Source organism: Celeribacter persicus, assembly GCF_003050785.1.
Classification (GTDB): domain Bacteria; phylum Pseudomonadota; class Alphaproteobacteria; order Rhodobacterales; family Rhodobacteraceae; genus Celeribacter; species Celeribacter persicus.
In genome coordinates, this window is the sequence record NZ_QAOH01000058.1 from 1 (window position 1) to 4168 (window position 4168).

At 62.6% G+C, this 4168-nt stretch carries 4 protein-coding genes; 3 read left to right on the plus strand and 1 reads right to left on the minus strand.

The window, feature by feature from the left end; translation table 11 throughout:
- The 3 genes from C8N42_RS20905 to C8N42_RS20920 form a co-directional block, all read left to right on the plus strand.
- A partial coding sequence (locus tag C8N42_RS20905) for an HAD-IC family P-type ATPase (RefSeq protein WP_146168304.1) occupies positions 1–804 on the plus strand: 804 nt, incomplete at its 5' end.
- A complete protein-coding gene (locus C8N42_RS20910) occupies positions 801–1502 on the plus strand; it encodes a VIT1/CCC1 transporter family protein (RefSeq protein WP_107818310.1) in 702 nt (233 codons plus the stop codon). The genes C8N42_RS20905 and C8N42_RS20910, both read left to right, overlap by 4 nt.
- Positions 1503–2080: 578 nt before the next feature.
- Positions 2081–2485 carry a single-stranded DNA-binding protein gene (locus C8N42_RS20920; protein ID WP_107818312.1) on the plus strand — a complete coding sequence of 135 codons (405 nt, stop codon included), beginning with the start codon at positions 2081–2083 and terminating at the stop codon, positions 2483–2485.
- A 138-nt stretch (positions 2486–2623) separates the two neighbouring features.
- On the opposite strand, the gene C8N42_RS20925 is transcribed toward C8N42_RS20920, so the two are convergent.
- Positions 2624–3763, minus strand: a complete 1140-nt coding sequence (locus tag C8N42_RS20925) for a hypothetical protein (RefSeq protein WP_245890330.1) — start codon at positions 3761–3763, stop codon at positions 2624–2626.
- Positions 3764–4168: the final 405 nt, after the last annotated feature.

Genomic DNA, 4168 nt, shown 5'->3' on the forward strand with positions numbered 1-4168 from the left:
CCGACAGAAGTGGCTGAGATCCCGGGCGAAGGGGTCTTGGGTCGTGTGGAGGACCGCGAGGTGATCGTCGGGGGCGACGGCTTCGTGGCGTCCCGCGTTGGGCGAATGGGAGACGATCACCCCGCCAAAGGCGCAGGATCGGTCCTGGTCGCTGTGGCAGTGGACGGTCATCTGGCGGGGTATCTGGTGATGTCCGACCCGTTGCGCGACGGCGCGGGCGCCATGCTGGAAGGCCTGCGCCGCGAGGGGATCGCGCGGATCCTGCTCGCGACCGGAGACCGCGCCGACGTGGCCGAGCGTGTCACCGAGGGGCTTGGGCTCGACGGTCTGAGGGCCGGGCTGACGCCGGACCAGAAGGTCCTGCTCGTCCTCAGCGAGCGCAAGCACGGGCCCGTCATGATGGTGGGCGACGGCGTGAACGACGCGCCCGCGCTTGCGGCGGCCGATGTGGGTGTCGCGATGGGCGCACGCGGGGCCGCAGCATCGGCGGAGGCGGCGGATGTCGTGCTGCTTGTCGACCGTATCGACCGGCTCGGGCTAGGGATCGAGATCGCGCGCGGCGCGCGCCGCATCGCTGTCGAAAGCGTTGTCGCCGGGATCGGCCTTTCGGTCATGGGCATGATCGCGGCGGCTTTCGGCTATCTCACTCCGGTGCAGGGGGCGCTCCTGCAGGAGGTCATCGACGTTGCAGTGATCCTGAACGCCCTCCGCGCGCTGCGCATCGCGCCCCATGAACCCACTATTCCGAAACCAAAGGCTGTCTCCTCCGGGCAGGATGACATCGCGCAAGGAGCCACGCCATGAGCCGCCTCTCGCATTCCGAAATCCACATGGTGCATCGCATCGGCTGGCTGCGGGCCGCCGTTCTCGGCGCGAACGACGGGCTGGTGTCGACGGCAAGCCTCGTGGTCGGCGTCGCCGCAGCAGGATCGGGAAAGCCGGAGGTCCTTATAGCGGGGCTGGCTGGCCTCGTGGCCGGCGCGATGTCCATGGCGGCAGGCGAGTACGTCTCAGTCAGTTCTCAGACTGACGCCGAACAGGCGGACCTTGCGCGCGAGACCCGCGAACTGGCGGAAACACCCGAGGCCGAGCTCGAGGAACTAACCCGGATTTATGTTGAAAGGGGGCTGGACCGAGACCTTGCCGAAAAGGTGGCCGTGCAACTGACCGAACGTGACGCGCTCGGATCGCATGCCCGCGACGAGCTTGGCATCTCCGAGACCGTGACAGCCCGCCCGATCCAGGCCGCCTTGGTGTCGGCGCTGACCTTCGCCGTGGGTGCGGTGCTGCCCTTGATCGTCGTACTGGTCGTCCCGGATGCACGGATCGTTTTCTTGGTCGCCGTGTCGACGATCCTCGGCCTCGCGGTTCTTGGTGGATTAGGCGCTTCTGCTGGCGGTGCTGGTGTTATTCGAGGTGCTGCAAGGGTCACGCTCTGGGGTGCACTCGCCATGGCGGCGACCGCTGGAGTCGGTGCGCTGTTCGGGGTCGCCGTAGGCTAGGGAGTAGCCGAGGTCTCGGGCGGAAGCTTCCACGTTGGCGCGGGCTTCCACCTTGTGCCGATCTTCGAATGTGGCAATCGCTTTGGCGACGTCATTCTGCATTTTCTTCAGCTCGCTGAGCGACAGTACGTCGAGATCGAAAGCAGCCGTTGGTGCGGTCCGTGTCCTGAATATTCCGGTATCGATAGCCCGTCGCGGCAAGGCCCTGCATTCCGCAGCACGGAAGGGCAGGGGGGCGAGAGCCGGTGATAGCCACTTGGGCCGCTAGCGGCGTGCTGGGCTTGGGGTAAAGCAGTCCCGATGGGCAAGGGGACATGGTCTGGCATGGGCTCCCCGTATCTCTCTGTCTCCTGGGCCATCCCTTCGACTGACAATCCCCTAATCCCGTTCGATCTCCTGCGCGCAACCCCGCGTCAGTCCGGGCCGTGTTGGCCGCCTTTGGCGTCCTGCCCGCTCCACCCCGGTCCTCTGGGGGTGTCCGGTGTCCATGCTGTCCACCGTGCACGCGTCACCCGACGGGCTTTTTCAGGGTCTTGTCGAAGGGACGGTCCCGAAGACAGGAAAAACAGGAGCTTATCATGCAGAACATCGTCATCCTCGCCGGCAACATCGGTCAGACCCCCGAAGTCCGCACCACCCAGAGCGGCACCAAGATCACCAACTTCAGCCTCGCCACCTCGCGCCCCCGCCTCTCGGAAGGCCGTGTGATGCGCGACGAAAACGGCTACCGGGTCATGGACACCGAATGGCACCGCATCACCTGCTTCAACGGACTCGGCAAGACGGTCGCCGAGCATTGCGAAAAGGGCATGAAGGTCCTCGTCCACGGCCGCATTCACTACACCAAGTGGATCGACAGCATGGGGAACGACCGCTACGGCTGCGAGATCATCGCCGAGAAGGTCGACTTCCTGAGCCGTCCGAAGTCGGCCGAGAACGAAAACCCCGAGTTGGTCGAACGCGACGATGAGATCCCGTTCTGAGGAGCGGGGTCTCCCCCTCGGCCCGGCGGGTTAAACCGCCGGGCTAAAAGTCTCTTCGGGCCACTGGAAAAGGCATCCACGCTTGCCTTCCGGTGCTGAGCGCCTTGAATGCGCCTAATTGTTCAACGTGCGCACGAGCTAGATTTCGTCTTTGGTTCTGGTCGCGCCGTGACTGCGATACGCGTCGAGCATCAAACGCGTATATTCGGCCGTGCTCTGGGTCACGGTGCCCAAACCGGGCCATGCGAACAACGGATCCGACCAAGTAACTTCCAACTCAATCTCGATTCCAAGCAGTGCGGCCACTTCGATCGCAGCAGTCGGCTCCTTGTCCTCGGGCCAGTAGTGATCCTCGAAGGAAACAACCACGTCGAGATCGTCATCAACCCAGATTTCGGCCAGACTCGCTCCCATGCGCTCGCTTGCATTGGTCGCATCCTCGAAAAGGGCAGCCCGGATCAAATGGGTCACCTGGTCACTGTCGAGGTCAAGCCTTGGCCGCGGATCTATAATTGACACGATGGGTTCAATCTCTTGCCTTTCGGCGCGGGATTGGACTGGCACTGGTTTTTCATCGGTCGGTTCCAGCCAGAAGGCTTCTGGAAATATGTTGATTGGTGATGCGCCGCAGCTGGGGCAGTGCCATTGGTTTCCAGCGATCTGTGGGCCGGTGATCTCTGAGTTGCAGTGAAGGCAGTACCAGAGGTTCGATTCCTCCATCTCCAAGAACGGGTGCCGCACATTTCCTTCCGCATCCGGCTTTGTGGCGCGCCGTGGCCAATCGGCAAATCGCCGCGCCTTGACGCTCTGCATCAATTCCCTCGCAATCCCGATGGCTTCTTCACGTAGCACGCGATCGTTCATCGGGCTGGTCTGGGCATGCTTGATGTCGATCTCGACACGAGGGGCAGCCGAAGGGTTTTCTGGCAGCACTATGCGCCAGCTGTCACCTTCCATACGAACGTCGCCAAGCATCGTGCTCAACTCGTATGGATGCCCTCGTACTTCGCCTCGAGTGATGGCGTCGAGCCCCCCGAAGATATGGTCAAAGGTCGTACCCTCGTAGGACGTGATCCGTTGCACGAAGGCCTTTATCGCGGCGACTTGTGCTTCGGATGGGGCCCACTCTCCTTTTGCGCTGACCGTCAATGCGTTCCAATGAGGAAAGCCCAATCGAGCAGCAACAAAGTCGAGCGCCACGTGCTGCGGCTGCCCCGTCGCTCTAGCGTATCGCTTTGCCAGAAGTTTCAATGTCTTAAGTTGATCGTTCTCTGTCATGATCCATGTCCAAGCTGGATCTGACTAGGTGCCCGCTGCTAATCAGACCCGCCGATGGCATGAGGTCTGCTGTTCGAAATCAAGATCGCTGCAAAGCTTCGCGTGGCGGGCACACCGGCCTGCGAGAAAGGCCTTGTTTAACCTCTGCCATTTTTGAACGCAGGTCAACACCAGCGAGTTGCGGGCGTGCGGCGCATCCGACTTAGCGCCGTTTGCCCGAGAGAGTTTGAGGTTGGCCGGTTTCCCGGTGACAGGTTGAGGGCTGGGAGAGTGGCTCCCGGCACCTGTCGCGGAGGAATGCCGATGGGCGTTGTGGAAGTTCTGGATGCGGTACAGCCGACGCGGGCTGGTGGCTGGAAAGTGGATGTGAGCCGGGGTGATCGGAATGGGCGGGTGTCGTCCGAA

Coding starts and splice junctions, on each gene's coding strand:
- C8N42_RS20920 (WP_107818312.1), top strand. CDS start 2,081: ATGCAGAACATCGTCATCCTCGCCGGCAACATCGGTCAGACCCCCGAA.
- C8N42_RS20925 (WP_245890330.1), bottom strand. CDS start 3,763: ATGACAGAGAACGATCAACTTAAGACATTGAAACTTCTGGCAAAGCGA.
- C8N42_RS20910 (WP_107818310.1), top strand. CDS start 801: ATGAGCCGCCTCTCGCATTCCGAAATCCACATGGTGCATCGCATCGGC.